10 protein-coding genes are annotated in these 14,351 nt (G+C 62.4%); all 10 read left to right on the forward strand.

The window, feature by feature from the left end:
* Positions 1–218: 218 nt before the first annotated feature.
* Positions 219–1,448: a phosphoglycerate dehydrogenase gene (gene serA, locus ACSQ22_RS17670; RefSeq protein WP_306553523.1), complete on the forward strand. Its 1,230-nt coding sequence runs from the start codon at positions 219–221 to the stop codon at positions 1,446–1,448.
* A 72-nt stretch (positions 1,449–1,520) separates the two neighbouring features.
* Entirely contained in the window at positions 1,521–5,438 is a 3,918-nt protein-coding gene (locus ACSQ22_RS17675) for a DUF3683 domain-containing protein (RefSeq protein WP_436131071.1), read from the forward strand.
* A complete protein-coding gene (locus tag ACSQ22_RS17680; RefSeq protein ID WP_436131072.1) occupies positions 5,438–5,869 on the forward strand; it encodes an HIT family protein in 432 nt (143 codons plus the stop codon). Before ACSQ22_RS17675 ends, ACSQ22_RS17680 begins: the two co-directional genes overlap by 1 nt.
* An 80-nt stretch (positions 5,870–5,949) precedes the next feature.
* Positions 5,950–6,372, forward strand: a complete 423-nt coding sequence (locus ACSQ22_RS17685; protein WP_121507416.1) for a gamma-butyrobetaine hydroxylase-like domain-containing protein — start codon at positions 5,950–5,952, stop codon at positions 6,370–6,372.
* Between the two features lie 214 nt (positions 6,373–6,586).
* On the forward strand, positions 6,587–7,318 hold the full coding sequence (ubiE, locus tag ACSQ22_RS17690) for a bifunctional demethylmenaquinone methyltransferase/2-methoxy-6-polyprenyl-1,4-benzoquinol methylase UbiE (RefSeq protein WP_121507415.1): 732 nt from the start codon (positions 6,587–6,589) through the stop codon (positions 7,316–7,318).
* Positions 7,319–7,354: 36 nt separating this feature from the next.
* A complete protein-coding gene (locus tag ACSQ22_RS17695) occupies positions 7,355–8,368 on the forward strand; it encodes a Tim44 domain-containing protein (protein ID WP_436131073.1) in 1,014 nt (337 codons plus the stop codon).
* A 54-nt stretch (positions 8,369–8,422) separates the two neighbouring features.
* Positions 8,423–9,034: a ubiquinone biosynthesis accessory factor UbiJ gene (locus ACSQ22_RS17700; RefSeq protein WP_121507413.1), complete on the forward strand. Its 612-nt coding sequence runs from the start codon at positions 8,423–8,425 to the stop codon at positions 9,032–9,034.
* Entirely contained in the window at positions 9,031–10,596 is a 1,566-nt protein-coding gene (gene ubiB, locus ACSQ22_RS17705; RefSeq protein ID WP_436131074.1) for a ubiquinone biosynthesis regulatory protein kinase UbiB, read from the forward strand. The genes ACSQ22_RS17700 and ubiB overlap by 4 nt, the downstream gene beginning before the upstream one ends.
* Positions 10,597–10,767: 171 nt before the next feature.
* Complete coding sequence (locus tag ACSQ22_RS17710) at positions 10,768–12,219, forward strand: sodium:solute symporter family protein (RefSeq protein WP_121422475.1); 1,452 nt, start codon at positions 10,768–10,770, stop codon at positions 12,217–12,219.
* Positions 12,220–13,317: 1,098 nt separating this feature from the next.
* A partial coding sequence (ltrA, locus tag ACSQ22_RS17715; RefSeq protein ID WP_436131075.1) for a group II intron reverse transcriptase/maturase occupies positions 13,318–14,351 on the forward strand: 1,034 nt, incomplete at its 3' end.

Consider the following 14,351-nt stretch of genomic DNA (forward strand, 5'->3'; position numbering starts at 1 on the left):
CATGACCCCAGCGCTTGCAACAACCGGGAAACCCCTTGGGTAACCCGCAAGGGGAGCGATTGTGACTCTTTTGTGACAAGGTGTGGCGCATTTGCCGAGGCTTGCAAGGTTTTGTGCAATGCACCATGCTGGTGACTGTTCGCAGGTCCCTGTCGCACCGGTTCGTTCGCGCCGCAGCGCGCCGGTTTCTTTTCTCCATCTCCCTCTTTCTTATTGCCATGGCCACCAATTCGCTGGACAAGAACAAGATCAAATTTCTGCTGCTCGAAGGCATTCACTCCTCTGCGGTGGATGTGATCCGCGCGGCGGGCTATACGCAGATCGAGACGGTGTCTGGCGCACTGCCCGACGATGAGCTCAAGCGCAAGATCGCGGACGTGCACTTTGTGGGCATCCGCTCACGCACGCAGCTCACCGAGGAAGTGTTTGCCCAGGCCCACAAGCTCGTGGCCGTGGGCTGCTTTTGCATTGGCACCAACCAGGTGGATCTGAACGCAGCGCGCGAGCGTGGCATTGCGGTGTTCAACGCGCCGTACTCCAACACCCGCTCGGTGGCCGAGCTGGTGCTGGCGGAAGCCATCCTGCTGCTGCGCGGTATTCCCGAGAAGAACGCGGTGGCGCACCGGGGTGGCTGGCTCAAGTCGGCCGACAACGCGTATGAAATCCGGGGCAAGACCCTGGGCATCGTGGGTTACGGCTCCATCGGCACCCAGCTGTCGGTGCTGGCCGAGGCCATGGGCATGCACGTGGCCTTCTTTGATGTGGTCAACAAGCTGCCCCTGGGCAATGCCCGCCAGGTGCAGCACCTGCACGACCTGCTGGGCCAGAGCGACATCGTGAGCCTGCACGTTCCCGAGTTGCCGTCCACCGAGGGAATGATCGGCGCCGCCGAGATCGCGGCCATGAAGCCAGGCGGCATCCTCATCAACGCCGCGCGGGGCACGGTGGTGGATATTGAAGCGCTGGCCGCAGCGCTCAAGGCCAAGAAGCTGCTGGGCGCCGCCATCGACGTGTTCCCGGTCGAGCCACGCACCAACAAGGACGAGTTCCAGTCCCCCCTGCGTGGCCTGGACAACGTGATCCTGACTCCCCACATCGGCGGCTCCACCATGGAGGCACAGGCCAACATCGGCCTCGAAGTGGCGGAAAAGTTGGTGAAATACAGCGACAACGGCACCAGCACCTCGTCGGTGAACTTTCCAGAGGTCGCGCTGCCCGCCCACCCCGGCAAGCACCGCCTGCTGCACATCCACCGCAATGTGCCGGGTGTGTTGTCCGAAATCAACCGCATCTTCTCGGACAACCAGATCAACATCTCGGCCCAGTACCTGCAGACCAACGAGAAGATCGGCTATGTGGTGATCGACATCGACGCCGCCTCGTCGGACCTGGCATTGGACAAGCTTGCGCAGGTCGGCGGAACCCTGCGCAGCCGCGTGCTGTTCTGAGCGCCAGAGTGGGGGCCGACGCGGGGAGGGCACCGTGGCATAAAATCACGCCCCCACCCCAGGTAGACCCCCATGAATGTTCCGATCGCGTTGGCGGCCTTGCAGACGCAGGCCGCCGAGCCTGCCCGTCTGCGAGAAATTCCCTATAACTACACCTCGTTCTCCGACCGGGAGATCGTGATCCGCCTGCTGGGGTCCTCATCCTGGGAGGTGTTGGACCAATTGCGCAAAGAGCGCCGCACCGGCCGCTCGGCCCGCATGCTGTATGAAGTGCTGGGCGATATCTGGGTCGTGCAGCGCAACCCCTACCTGCAGGACGACCTGCTGGACAACCCCAACCGCCGCAAGCTGCTGGTCGATGCCCTCCAGCACCGCCTGGGCGAGATCGAAAAGCGCCGCACCCCCGCCGATGACGCCGGACGCGACCGTCTGGTGGGTGAACTGGTCGTCGCTGCGCGCCGCGCAGTGGCCGAGTTCAATGCCACCTTCGAGCAGGCCGCGCAGCTGCGCCGCCAGATCCAGAAGACCCTGGGCCGCCTGACAGCCAAGGACAACATCAAGTTCGACGGCCTCTCGCGCGTGAGCCATGTGACCGATGCGACCGACTGGCGCGTCGAGTACCCGTTCGTGGTGCTGACCCCCGACACCGAGGTCGAGATGGCCGGCTTGGTCAAGGGCTGCATCGAGCTGGGTCTGACCATCATCCCGCGTGGGGGCGGCACCGGCTACACCGGCGGCGCGATCCCGCTGACCTGGAAGTCGGTGGTCATCAACACCGAAAAGCTTGAAGCCATGACCGAGGTGGAAATGCGCCGCCTGCCGGGCATGGACCGCGAGGTGGGCACGGTGTGGACCGAAGCCGGCGTGGTCACCCAGCGCGTGGCCGATGCGGCCGAGCGTGCCGGTTTTGTGTTTGCGGTGGACCCGACCAGTGCCGAGGCTTCCTGCATTGGCGGCAACATCGCCATGAACGCGGGCGGCAAGAAGGCCGTGCTGTGGGGCACGGCGCTGGACAACCTGGCCAGCTGGCGCATGGTCACGCCCGACGCCCAGTGGCTCGAAGTGACGCGCCTGGACCACAACATGGGCAAGATCCATGACGTCGAGACGGCCACCTTCGAGCTGCAGTATTTCGAGGCCGATGGCAAGACGCCCGTGCGCACCGAGCGCCTGAGCATCCCGGGCAAGGCTTTCCGCAAGGAAGGCCTGGGCAAGGATGTGACGGACAAGTTCCTCGCGGGCCTGCCCGGCATCCAGAAGGAAGGCTGCGACGGCCTGATCACCAGCGCGCGCTGGGTGGTGCACCGCATGCCCGAGCACACGCGCACCGTGTGCCTGGAGTTCTTTGGCAACGCCAAGGACGCCGTGCCCAGCATCGTCGAGATCAAGGACTTCATGTTCGCCGAGCAAAAGCGCAGTGGCGTGCTGCTGGCGGGCCTGGAACACCTGGATGACCGCTACCTGAAGGCCGTGGGCTACGCCACCAAAAGCAAGAAGGGCAACGGCGGCCTGCCCAAGATGGTGCTGATTGGCGACATCGCGGGCGACAACGCCGACGACGTGGCCCGCGTGACCAGCGAGGTCGTGCGCCTGGCCAACACCCGCAGCGGTGAAGGTTTTGTGGCCATCACGGCCGACGCGCGCAAGAAGTTCTGGGCGGACCGCAAGAAGACGGCGGCCATCAGCCGCCACACCAACGCCTTCAAGATCAACGAAGACGTGGTGATCCCGCTGCCGCGCATGGCCGAGTACACCGACGGCATCGAGCGCATCAACATCGAGCTGAGCCTGCGCAACAAGATCAAGCTGTGCGACGCGCTGACCGAGTTCTTCGAGCGCGGCAACCTGCCCCTGGGCAAGCATGACGCCGACGACGAAGTCCCATCGCCCGAGCTGCTGCAGGAGCGCGTGGCCCAGGCCATCGCCCTGGTGGAAGAGGTGCGCGCCCTGTGGCAGGGCTGGCTGCACGATGTGGAAACGCTGTTCCCCCAACTGCAGGACCACACCCTGCGCGCGAGCTGGAAGACCCAGCTGCGGGCGCCGCTGCAAGGCATCTTCACTGGCGCGGCATTCAAACCCATCCTGGACGAGGCCGTGGCCATCCACAAGCGCGTGCTCAAGGGCCGCGTGTGGGTGGCGCTGCACATGCACGCAGGCGACGGCAATGTGCACACCAACATCCCGGTCAACAGCGACGACTACGAGATGCTGCAGACCGCGCACGAGGCCGTGGCGCGCATCATGGTGCTGGCGCGCAGCCTGGACGGCGTGATATCGGGCGAACACGGCATCGGTATCACCAAGCTGGAGTTCCTCACCGACGAAGAGCTGCGCCCCTTTGCCGAGTACAAGCGCAAGGTGGACCCGGAAGGTCGCTTCAACAAGGGTAAATTGCTCCGAAATCAGGAGCTGCCAGTGCTTGATGGACAAGCGCTAGGGGCCAAAAGCGCTTCAAACGCTGCGTTGATGCACGCCGATTTGACGAATGCCTACACGCCCAGTTTCGGGCTGATGGGCCACGAGTCGCTGATCATGCAGCAGAGCGACATCGGCGCGATTGCCGACAGCGTCAAGGACTGCCTGCGCTGCGGCAAGTGCAAGCCCGTGTGTTCCACGCACGTGCCACGCGCCAATTTGCTCTACAGCCCGCGCAACAAGATCCTGGCCACCTCGCTGCTGGTCGAGGCGTTTTTATACGAAGAGCAGACCCGCCGGGGTGTGAGCATCAAGCACTGGCAGGAGTTCGAGGACGTGGCCGACCATTGCACGGTGTGCCACAAGTGCGAAAGCCCCTGCCCGGTGAAGATCGACTTCGGCGACGTCACCATGAACATGCGCAACCTGCTGCGCAAGATGGGCAAGAAGACGTTCCGGCCTGGCAACGCGCTGGCGATGACCATGCTCAACGCCACCAACCCGGACACCATCAAGTTCATGCGTTCGGCCATGGTGGATGTGGGCTTCAAGGCTCAGCGCCTGGCCGTGGACCTGTTGCGCAAGGTGGGCCGCAAGCAAACGGCCAAGCCGCCTGCGACGGTGGGCACGGCTCCGATCAAGGAGCAGGTGATCCACTTCATCAACAAGAAGCTGCCGGGCGGCCTGCCCAAGAAGACGGCGCGCGCGCTGCTCGACATCGAGGACAAGGACTACGTGCCGATCATCCGCAACCCACAGGCCACCACGGCCGAGACGGAGGCGGTGTTCTACTTTCCCGGTTGCGGCTCCGAACGCCTGTTCAGCCAGGTGGGCTTGGCCACGCAGGCCATGCTGTGGCACGCCGGTGTGCAGACGGTGCTGCCGCCCGGGTACCTGTGCTGTGGCTACCCGCAGCGCGGTTCGGGCCAGTTCGGCAAGGCCGAGAAGATGATCACGGACAACCGTGTGCTCTTCCACCGCGTGGCGAACACCCTCAACTACCTGGATATCAAGACCGTGGTGGTGAGTTGCGGCACCTGCTACGACCAGTTGCAGGGCTACGAGTTTGACAAGATCTTCCCGGGCAGCCGCATCATCGACATCCACGAGTACCTGCTGGAAAAGGGCATCCAGCTGCAAGGCAAGGGCGCCTATCTGTACCACGAGCCCTGCCACAACCCCATGAAGCTGCAGGACTCAATGAAGACCGTGAAGGCGCTGGTGGGCGAGCAGGTCTTGAAGAGCGAGCGTTGCTGCGGCGAATCGGGCACGCTTGGAGTGACCCGACCTGACGTGTCCACGCAGGTGCGTTTCCGCAAGGAAGAGGAAATCAAGAAGGGCGAGGCCAAACTGCGCGAGAGCGGTGCCGTGGGCGCCCAGGACAACGTGAAGATTCTCACCAGCTGCCCCAGCTGCCTGCAGGGCCTGAACCGCTACGAAGGCGACCTGAACAACGGCCTGCTCGAAGCCGACTACATCGTGGTCGAGATGGCGCGCGAGATTCTGGGCGAGAACTGGATGCCCGACTACGTACAGCGTGCCAACAACGGCGGCATCGAGCGGGTGCTGGTCTGATGACCTGCCCCTTGTGCGCTGAAGACGGCGGCACATTGGTGTGGCGTGGTGAGCGCCTGCGTGTCATCCGTGCGCAGGAGGCGGGGTTTCCTGCCTTCTATCGCGTGGTGTGGAATGCACATGTGGCCGAGTTCTCGGACCTGGCTGCCGTTGATCGTGTGCACTGCATGGAGGCAGTGGCCCTGGTGGAGCAGGCCCTGCGCCAGCACCTGTCGGCCACCAAGGTCAACATCGCGGCGCTGGGCAACATGGTGCCGCACCTGCACTGGCATGTGATTGCGCGGTTTGACTGGGACAGTCACTTTCCATCGCCCGTGTGGGCGGCGGCGCAGCGGCCCAGCCCGGCGGCGCAAGAGGCCGGCGTGCGGACCCTGCTGCCCGCGCTGGAGGCGCAGTTGCAATCGCGGCTGGCCCAGTTGCCTACCCGGTAACCCTGTTTGCGGTGTGCCCCAGAGCGGGTGGGACAATCGCAGAGGTCATTTCTGACAACAGTTTTCTCACAGGTGAATCCATGGCAGGTTTGAAAGCGGGTGCGCCCACGCCGCAGGCAATCACGGTGCACGAGGCATCGCGGGTGCTCGAAGTAGGGTTCTCCGATGGCACCACGTTCCGCATTCCGTTTGAGCTGATGCGCGTGTATTCACCGTCGGCCGAAGTGCAAGGCCACGGCCCAGGCCAGGAAGTGCTGCAGACGGGCAAGCGGGAGGTCACGCTGGTCAACCTGGAACCCGTGGGCAACTATGCGGTCAAGCCCACGTTTTCTGACGGGCATGACAGCGGCATCTTCACCTGGGACTACCTCTACGAACTGGGCGACAAGCAAGACGCGCTGTGGACCCAGTACACCGAGCGGCTGGCCGCTGCGGGGGCGGACCGCGATGCGCCGATGGCGCCTCAGGGTGGTGCCGGTGGCCATGCCTGTGGCAGCCATTGAGGCTGCGGGCCGGGTGTTTTTCTGGAGGAGCACAGAACACGGCGGAAGCCCTTGTCTGTCAAGGTGCTATTGAAATAATAGCTGTTGGTGCAATGTAGAAAAGCGCTGGCGGCTGATTTCTTTTCAATAGCGTTGTCCAAATTGCGACAGATGCCCCATTTCAGTGCGGGGTTGTCGCTGTACCTCTGGCGTTCACGCGCCTAGCATGAATCTTATGAGCACCACGCATTTCGGTTTTCAGTCGGTGGACGAGCAGGAAAAAGCACGCCGCGTGCGCGGCGTGTTCGACTCCGTGGCCTCTAAGTACGACGTGATGAACGACCTCATGTCGGCGGGCCTGCACCGTGCCTGGAAGGCCTACACCGTGATGGTGGCCAACCTCAGCGAAGGCAGCCAGGTGCTCGATATTGCAGGGGGCACGGGCGACCTAGCGCTGGCGTTCTCCAAGAAGGTGGGCGCCACCGGCCGTGTGGTGCACACCGACATCAACGAAGCCATGCTGCGCGTGGGGCGCGACCGCCTGATTGATGCGGGTGTGGTGTTGCCGACACTGGTCTGCGATGCCGAGAAGCTGCCGTTCCCCGACGCACATTTCGATGTGGTCAGCGTTGCTTTTGGCCTGCGCAACATGACGCACAAGGACCAGGCGATTGCCGAAATGTGCCGCGTGCTCAAGCCCGGCGGCAAGCTGCTGGTGCTGGAGTTTTCAAAGGTCGCAAAGCCACTCGAAAAGGTGTACGACTGGTATTCGTTCAAGGTGCTGCCCCAGTTGGGCAAGCTGGTGGCGGGCGACGACGCCAGCTACCGCTACCTGGCCGAGTCCATCCGCATGCACCCCGGGCAGGAAGAGCTCAAAAGCCTCATGCAAAAAAATGGCTTTGGGCATGTGGACTATCACAACATGACTGGGGGCATTGTGGCCTTGCATGTTGGAATCAAGTGCTGAGCGTTTCGCTCAGTCATTAACGGAGACGGAGAAGTCATGATGAAACTGTGGTCTGTGGTGTTGGTTGCGATGCTGGCGTTTGCGCACGCCGATGCCGACGCCCGGCGACTGGGCGGTGGTAAATCGACGGGGCAGCAATCGAGCAACGTTACGCAGCGTGAGTCGGCAGCGCCGGGTGCGCCCGCCCAGAATGCGACCAATGCGGCGGCTGCCAAGCCGTCTGCTGCGGGTGCAGCTCCGGCCGCTGCTGCGGCCAAGAAGCCTTGGGGCGCGATGCTGGGTGGCCTGGCCGCTGGCCTGGGCTTGGCCTGGCTGGCCAGCTCGTTGGGGCTGGGTGCAGGGTTTGCCAACATTCTGATGATTGCGTTGCTGGCAGTGGCCGCGTTTGCCATCTTCAAGATGGTGATGCGCGCACGCAGTGGCGGTGGCAACGGTGGCGCTGCTGCCGGTGGTGCGCCGTTCGCGTTCCAGGGCGCGGGTGCTGCCACGCCCGCCGCAGCGCAGGTGCCTCCGCAGTACAGCCCCAACAACGTGGGCAACGACGCCTCGGCGCGCCCCTGGGAGCGCAGCAGCATGGCGTTTGATGCCTCGCGCGCTGCACAAGGCGGTGCGGGTTCGGGCGTGGTGATCGGCTCGGGCCTGTCCGGGTCGCAGAACTGGGGGATTCCTGAAGGCTTCGATACCGAGGGCTTCCTGTCTGCCGCCAAGCGCAACTTCGTCACGCTGCAAGCGGCCTGGGACCGTTCGGACATCGCCACCCTGCGCTCCATGATGACCGACAGCATGCTCGGCGAGATTCGCACCCAGCTCACGGAGCGCGAAGACCACCGTGGCATGCAGCCCAACCACACCGATGTGGTCATGATCGAAGCCCAGTTGCTGGGCATTGAAGACCTGGGCGACGGCTACATGGCCAGCGTCGAGTTCTCCGGCATGATCCGCGAAGAGCCCTCAGCCGGCCCGAGCCCCTTCCGCGAGGTCTGGAACATGACCAAGCCCAAGGCCGGCAGCAGCGGCTGGCTGGTGGCCGGCGTGCAGGCCCTGCAGTAATAAAGGAAATGCCCCGCTGTGGGGCTATCCCAGTTCAGGGAATAATCGGGGACTATGGCAACACCACAGTCCCCTTTTTCGTTTCTGGACGGCCTCTTTGAGCGTGTGGCCGCCGGCCCCCAACCCCCCCAGTGGCTCGTGCATGAGATGCAGCAGCGCATGGTGCTGTTCCTCAACCATGTACTGATGCAGGAAAAAGAGGCCATGGACCGCCTGGTGCGTCAGAAAGGCCGCATCGCCCGCGTGCAGTGGCGTGCGTATTCGATGGCCCTGGTCATCACGCCCGCTGGGCTGTTCAACCTGGCGCCCGAAACTGCCGCGCCCGATCTGCAGCTTCACGTCACCGAGACCTCTCCCTTTGCGCTGGCCCAGACGGCCCTGCGGGGTGACAAGCCTGCCATCCGCATTGAGGGCGATGTGCAACTGGCCGCCGAAATCAACTGGCTGGTCGATCACGTGCGCTGGGATGTTGAGGAGGACCTGGCGCGTGTGATCGGTGACGCTCCCGCCCACACTGTGGCGCAGGTGGCGAGCCGCGCTGCGCAAGCGCTGCGCCAGTTCGTGGGCACGCGCGTTGCACCAACGTCTTCAGCCGTCGCGCCCATGCCATCCGGACCCTCCACGCCTTCCGCGCCAAACAGCGGTTCCGACCGGGCTGGCGCATGAAGCAGTTCCTGAGGGGCGGCGCCATCCTGTGGGTGGTGTTCCGGTACGGCCTGGACGCCATGGTGCTGGACAGTTTCCAGAAGCCCTGGCTGCGATCGGTATCGCGCGTCCTGTCGTTCGGGCGCAACCTGGATGCACCGCGCGGCCAGCGGCTGCGCTTGGCGCTGGAGCGCCTGGGCCCCATCTTCGTCAAGTTTGGTCAGGTGCTTTCGACACGCCGCGACCTGCTGCCCCCCGATGTGGCCGACGAGCTGGCCCGGCTGCAGGACCGCGTGCCGCCGTTCGACCCGGAGATCGCCATCGCCACGATCGAGCGGGCATTCCGGCGGCCGGTGGATGAGGTTTTCACATTCTTCGATCGCGTGCCGGTGGCCAGTGCCTCCATTGCGCAGGTGCATTTCGCCACGCTGCGGGACCGCCATGGCATCGAGCGCGAGGTGGCGGTCAAGGTACTGCGCCCGGGCATGTTGCCCGTGATCGAGAAAGACCTGAGTCTCATGCGCATGATGGCCGGGTGGGTGGAGAGCCTGTCGGCCGACGGCAAGCGCCTCAAGCCCCGCGAGGTGGTGGCCGAGTTCGACAACTATCTGCACGACGAACTCGATCTGGTGCGGGAGGCCGCCAACGCCGCGCAGCTGCGCCGCAACATGCAGGGGCTGGACCTGGTGCTGATCCCTGAGATTTTCTGGGACTTCTGCCACCCCGAGGTCATGGTGATGCAGCGCATGAACGGTGTGCCCATCAGCCAGATCGAGCGCCTGCGGGATGCCGGGGTCGACATCCCCAAACTCGCGCGCGACGGCGTCACCATCTTTTTCACCCAGGTGTTCCGTGACGGCTTCTTTCATGCCGACATGCACCCCGGCAACATCCAGGTGAGCCTGGATCCGGCCACCTTTGGGCGCTATATCTCGCTGGATTTCGGCATTGTGGGCACGCTCACCGAGTCTGACAAGGAGTACCTGGCGCAGAACTTCGTGGCGTTCTTCCGGCGCGACTACAAACGCGTGGCGGAGCTGCATATCGAAAGTGGCTGGGTGCCGCCCGAGACGCGGGTGAACGACCTCGAATCGGCCATCCGCGCCGTGTGCGAGCCGTACTTTGATCGCCCGCTCAAGGAGATCTCATTGGGCATGGTGCTGATGCGCCTGTTCCAGACCTCGCGCCGCTTCCACGTTGAGATTCAGCCCCAGCTGGTGCTGTTGCAAAAGACCCTGCTCAACATCGAAGGCCTGGGCCGCGAGCTGGACCCGGAGCTGGACCTGTGGAGCACCGCCAAGCCCTTCCTGGAAAAGTGGATGCTGGAGCAGATGGGGCCGCAGCGCCTGTGGCGGGAGCTGCGGGCCGAGGCGCCCCACTATGCCAAGCTGATTCCCGAGCTGCCGCGCCTGCTGCACGACGCCTTGCGGCAGCGCCCGGCTGACCAGCAGCAAGCCTTGCGCGAACTGCTGGAAGTCCAGCACCGTACCAACCGGCTGCTCCAGTCCATTATTTATGGCGGCATCGGTTTTGTGCTGGGCCTTCTGGCGATGCAGTTGTTTGTGCGGATGCGGATTTTCTGAAACGGCGCGAACGGCACGAAAGTTGCCTTCATAATCCGCTGCAACTTTTGTTACGAATTTTGTAGCAAAGTGGTCACCCCTGGATCTGCAGGGGCCTCGGCGTGTCGGCCCACGGCACGCCGGGCGCACACCTGCTTTTTGTAACCTTCCTTGGAGTTTCGGAGCGGCGCCATGCTGATCACATTCATCGTTCTGTACCTGCTGGTCTCGATTGGTATCGGCCTGTATGCCGCCACGCGCGTGCACAACACGGCCGACTATGCGGTGGCGGGTCGCAGCCTGCCCCTGGCTGTGGTGATAGCCACGACCTTTGCGACCTGGTTTGGATCGGAAACCGTTCTCGGCGTGTCAGCCCGGTTTGTGGATGGTGGGCTGGGTGCGGTGGTGGAGGACCCATTTGGCGCCTCCATGTGCCTGGTTCTTGTGGGGCTGTTTTTTGCCTACAAGCTTTATAAGAAGAACCTCATCACCCTGGGTGACTACTACCGCCAGCGTTACGGGCGTGTGATCGAGGTGGCTTGTTCAGCCATCATCATGTTCAGCTACCTGGGCTGGGTGGCAGCGCAGATCACAGCTCTGGGGCTGGTGTTCAACCTGCTGACGCAGGGGTATGTGTCCGTCACCATGGGCATGGTCATCGGTACGGTCATCGTTCTGGTCTACACCCTGTATGGCGGCATGTGGTCGGTGGCCATGACTGACTTTGTCCAGATGATCGTGATCGCCGTGGGGCTGCTGGCCATCGCCTGGTACGCGGCGGACCTGGCCGGGGGTGCGGGCAAGGTTGTGGAATATGCCGCGCGTGAAGGCAAGTTCCAGTTCTTTCCCACGGGTGGGCTCAAGGAGTGGACCTTTTTCTTTGCCGCCGCGATCACGATGATGCTGGGCTCCATACCCCAGCAGGATGTTTTTCAGCGCGTGATGTCGTCCAACAGCGCCGAGACAGCGCGCACCGGCCCGGTCATCGGAGGGGTGCTGTACCTGCTGTTTGCCTTCATCCCCATGTTTGTCGTTACGGCCGCCGTGTTGGTCATGCCCGAAACCGCCCAGGCACTGCTCAAGGACGATCCCCAGAAAGTGCTGCCCACGCTGGTGATGGAACGCATGCCGCTGATTCTTCAGATCGCCTTCTTTGGCGCGCTGCTCTCGGCCATCATGTCCACCGCCTCTGCCACGTTGCTCGCACCGTCCACCACTTTTGTGGAGAACATCCTGCACAACCTGCGGCCTGGCATGACCGATGCCCAGACACTGAAGGCCATGCGCATTTCGGTGCTCGTGTTTACCGCCTGCGTGCTCACTTACGCGATCACCATGCAGGGCACATCGATCTATGAACTGGTGTCGGGCGCTTACCAGGTACCGCTGGTGGGGGCTTTTGTCCCCCTGGTGTTCGGCCTGTACTGGAAGCGCGCGACCACCCAGGGCGCCATCCTGGCGGTGGCCATGGGCCTGGGTGTGTGGCTGCTGTTTGTGGCCAGCCCCATGCTGTCCGAAGCGTTCCCGCAGCAACTGGCTGGGGTGCTGGCGGCATTGGTCGGCATGATCGGGGGCTCGCTGGCACCGCAGTGGATCGACGACCACAAAGGCCACGTCACCCACTACGAGGGCAGCGCCAGCTGATTGCATCGCCCCATGCCCAGTGCGTGGGGCTTGAGGATGGGCATGCCGCCTATAATTGAGGGTTTTGGTGCGACACGTAACGTGTTGCTCTGGGAGAGGTAGCTAGCCTCACTAAATAATTAGCAATTAAATCAAGCACTTACGGTGCTTTTATTTAGAGATTGAGAGCCGGTAAAACGGTCCTCTACAGACCGCAACCTAGTTGCGGTTTTGATAATTGCAGCGGGTAAAACCGACTGCAATGCAGGGTTAAACCTGCTTTCATCGCGGCAGTGATGCCGCCTGTGGCGCTCGCGCAACTTGCCGACGAGTCCGCCACAAGCGGAACTCGCCAATGGGATGACCAAATCCGTCCACGGATTGGTCACCTTGTAAATTGCGCTGCGCATCTCTGACTCTCAGAGTGCTCTGCTCTGTTTTGCCTTGTCACACCTTCGTCCGAAGTGCTGTGACCTCTTGTACGACCATGAGTAGCCTAGAGTGGCATGCGGGGACGGTAACGTCTCCGTGTGAAGCCCGCTCGACAATGCGTCCCCGTAACACGGCTGGAGTCCCCTGCGAGGGGGGTGTCAGGACTATCGCCAGCAGAGGTGATAAAGGACGCTAGGCTAGTTCCGCATGGGCAACATAAGTGAATCATCGTCTGAACCAGGGTAACAATTGAGCGGCCAAATCTGCTGATAGGCCGTAACCAAACGGTGCGCTGCTGGCATCACCTGTCAAAACTAGGTGGTCGTCGTCACACATGCAGCCCCTGGAGAGATGAGCCCTAAACGGATAGACGTAAACAACGCAAGTTGTCATTCGTCGGCAAGACAGGGAACGTGGTAAGCCCCACTGTCCGCCCAAGCGCTCTGCGCAAGGGCAGGGAAGTCGCGAGACGACCTGTTGGATGAGGGGGTATGGGATAGCGGAGAAAGCGAATGGTTGCCTGTAATGGGTGGCATAGGGGCCCGTGCCCTGACGCGAAAGCGTGCTGACTTCCGCGTGGTGCAATCGTCGTTACACGACTGACCAAGTTCAAACTGACCCCGAAGGGATGCTCAATTCCCCTTCGGGGGAGGTGTGCGTCTCCAGGGGTTCAACCTGGAGGAAAGCATGAGAAAACACGTCGCTTCGCGCGACGAGTCTGCGTCCTCACGCGAACCGCAAGATTGGCACTCCATCGATTGGGGTCTAGTGGTGCGGAACGTGCGGACGACGCAGACCCGTCTAGCGAAGGCTACGCAAGAAAAAGACTGGCGCCGCGTGAAAGCGCTGCAAAGGTCCCTAACTCACTCGTTCTCGGCCAGAGCGCTGGCCGTGAGACGAGTGACCGAAAACCAAGGCAAACGAACGAGTGGCGTCGATCGCGAACTTTGGGATTCGCCTGCCTCCAAATGGGCGGCGATCGGTCGGTTGAAGAATCTTCGAGGGTACAAACCGCTGCCCCTGCGGCGGGTCTACATTCCCAAAGCAAACGGGAAGGAAAGGCCGCTTGGCATACCGACCATGTTTGACAGGGCCATGCAGGCGTTGTTCCTACTGGCATTGGAACCAGTGTCAGAGAGCACCAGCGACCCGAACAGCTACGGCTTTCGGACTGGGCGCTCAACGCACGATGCCATGAGCCAGTTGTTCGTTTCCTTGTCTCAGAGGGCCTCGGCCGAATGGGTATTGGAAGCCGACATTCAGGGGTTCTTCGACCATATCAACCATGACTGGATGCTCGACCGTGTTCTCACAAACAAGGGAGTGCTACGGAAATGGTTGAAAGCCGGAGTGGTCCATCAAGGCCGCTTCTCGCCGACTGATGAGGGAACACCTCAAGGTGGCGTCATTTCGCCAACCCTGGCGAACTGCGTTCTGAATGGGTTGGAGACGGGACTCACTGCGCACTTAAAGGCGCGGCTGGGTGTCGTGAAAGCCCGTAGAGCCAAAGTAAATGTGGTCCGCTTCGCGGACGACTTCGTCATCACTGGGAGCTCACGAGAGCTGTTAGAGATTGAAGTTCGACCATGGGTAGAAGCCTTCCTTGCAAAACGAGGATTGCGACTATCGCTGGAAAAGACCTGCGTCACGCACATTGACCGAGGCTTCGATTTCCTTGGATGGAACTTCCGCAAATACCGTGGAAAGTTGCTAATCAAGCC

Origin of the sequence: Acidovorax sp. LjRoot38 (assembly GCF_964252975.1) — a bacterium.
GTDB lineage: Bacteria > Pseudomonadota > Gammaproteobacteria > Burkholderiales > Burkholderiaceae_C > Acidovorax > Acidovorax facilis.

Excerpts from the sequence above, each read along its gene's own strand:
- serA (WP_306553523.1), top strand. The coding sequence starts at position 219 with ATGGCCACCAATTCGCTGGACAAGAACAAGATCAAATTTCTGCTGCTC.
- ACSQ22_RS17685 (WP_121507416.1), top strand. The coding sequence starts at position 5,950 with ATGGCAGGTTTGAAAGCGGGTGCGCCCACGCCGCAGGCAATCACGGTG.
- ACSQ22_RS17700 (WP_121507413.1), top strand. The coding sequence starts at position 8,423 with ATGGCAACACCACAGTCCCCTTTTTCGTTTCTGGACGGCCTCTTTGAG.
- ubiB (WP_436131074.1), top strand. The coding sequence starts at position 9,031 with ATGAAGCAGTTCCTGAGGGGCGGCGCCATCCTGTGGGTGGTGTTCCGG.
- ACSQ22_RS17710 (WP_121422475.1), top strand. The coding sequence starts at position 10,768 with ATGCTGATCACATTCATCGTTCTGTACCTGCTGGTCTCGATTGGTATC.
- ACSQ22_RS17680 (WP_436131072.1), top strand. The coding sequence starts at position 5,438 with ATGACCTGCCCCTTGTGCGCTGAAGACGGCGGCACATTGGTGTGGCGT.
- ubiE (WP_121507415.1), top strand. The coding sequence starts at position 6,587 with ATGAGCACCACGCATTTCGGTTTTCAGTCGGTGGACGAGCAGGAAAAA.
- ACSQ22_RS17695 (WP_436131073.1), top strand. The coding sequence starts at position 7,355 with ATGATGAAACTGTGGTCTGTGGTGTTGGTTGCGATGCTGGCGTTTGCG.
- ACSQ22_RS17675 (WP_436131071.1), top strand. The coding sequence starts at position 1,521 with ATGAATGTTCCGATCGCGTTGGCGGCCTTGCAGACGCAGGCCGCCGAG.